Raw genomic sequence first — 1,610 nt, 5'->3', positions numbered from 1 at the left:
TAGCCTCGATGATTCGCGCCTGACGCCGGCTCCTTCGGCCCGGCACGCCTAATCGTTGTTTATCGATGCTGCTGGGTTCCGGGCATGGTGGTGGGCCGTCTGTCGCGGCGGCGGGCGTGGTCTCCTGGGGTCCTCCGGGCTGTTGGGGCGGCGGCTGAGTTGGTCAGCCGGGTGCGGGGATGGCCGTGATCCGGGTGAACGCGGTGGTGATCTGTTCGGCCCAGGGCCACCTGGATGGGATGCGTAGCCAGCGGCGGCGTTGGCCGTGCACGAGGCGGGCGGCGGTGTGCAGGATCCGGTAGCGCAGCCGTTTCGGTTCGGCCTTGGCTAGGTCGCCGTCAAGGCCGATGAGCTGCAACCACGCGATGAGGTCGACGGCGATCGCTGCAGCGGTGCACCAGGCGGCGTTGATGGCGAACTCGCGGGAGGGGAGCCGGCGAAGGCCGGTGTCCTTGGCGCAGCGGATGCGGTCCTCGATGCGGGCGTGGGCCCGGTGGCGGGCCTCCAGCCACTGCAAGGCTCCTACCGGGGTGTTGGTGACGAACGCGGTGTAGCGCCAGCCGTCACGTTCCTCGAACAGTGTCAGCTGAGCGCCGGGGTGGGGGCGTTCCCGCCGGACGATGACCCGCATCCCGGCCGGCCAGCCAGGTAGATGCAGCAGGCCGGTCAGTTCGGCGACGGCGGCGCCGTCGCGCACACCGCCGTCGGCGTCGATCGCCGGCGACCATGCCGAGGCGGGCAGGCCGGTGATAGCGGCGCGTTCGGTCTCGCCGATCGACCAGCCCAGCGAGTACTCCACTTGTCGACGGGCGGTGTTGCGGGCGGTCAGCCAGTCGAGCACGGCGTGGGTGGCCGCTGCAGAGTCACCGCGGATGAGCAGGTGCCGCCGGTGTTTCGCGGGGACCTGCGCGACCGCTTGGGCGAGCACGTCGAGGTGATCGGCGGCGGTGTTAGCCCCGGCGTTGCCCGGCCGCAGCGTGACGGCCAGCAACTCCCCGGTGTTGTCGCAGGTCACCAGGATCGGATGGAACCCGTAGCTGTGTTTGTAGGTGGCCGCAGCGCCTTCCTTGTCGCTGTGCGCGATCACGATCGTGGAATCCACATCCAGCACGATGATCCCGGCGCCGATGTCCCGGCCCGCCGCCCGCGCCGCCGGTGGACCGCCGAACAGCTGCCACATCCGGGCGCGTACCTTCGCCCTGGCCTTGGCGATGCGCCGCAACTGCACCGCACCGATCTCGTCCAGGGCCCGCCACACTGTGGTGTCCGAGGCCACCGGCCCGAACACCTCCTGCTGGTGGCGCAGCATGTCGATGTCCGCGATGGCTTCCCCGCCGTCGGCGATCATCACCGCGAGGTCGACCAGCACCCGACCCCGATCATGCACCGGCCACCAGCCGGCCCGGGCCAGCCCCGCCGACAACCCTGCGGTCAACCCGGCCCGATCAGCCAGCAACCGCAGCAGCGCCGCACCGACGTGCGACACCACACCCGAACCACCCGCGATGACCCGCAAATCCCTCGACCACGCCGTAAGCTGCACCTCGGAAGTGCCTCCCTCGAAGAGAAACCTGTAGATGTCGCAATCACAAGTTTCCCTTGCAGGGCAG

Annotated in this window: 1 protein-coding gene; it reads right to left on the bottom strand. The window is 69.9% G+C overall.

The genetic code is table 11. From position 1 onward, the window contains the following. Positions 1–163: 163 nt before the first annotated feature. Entirely contained in the window at positions 164–1,543 is a 1,380-nt protein-coding gene (locus tag AB0G14_RS35620; RefSeq protein ID WP_357705202.1) for an IS1380 family transposase, read from the bottom strand. Between the last annotated feature and the right edge of the window lie 67 nt (positions 1,544–1,610).

This window comes from Micromonospora sp. NPDC023814 (assembly GCF_040639595.1).
Lineage (GTDB): Bacteria > Actinomycetota > Actinomycetes > Mycobacteriales > Micromonosporaceae > Micromonospora.
Note: the sequence above shows the minus strand (reverse complement) of the source record. Positions and strands in the feature narration are given on the sequence as shown.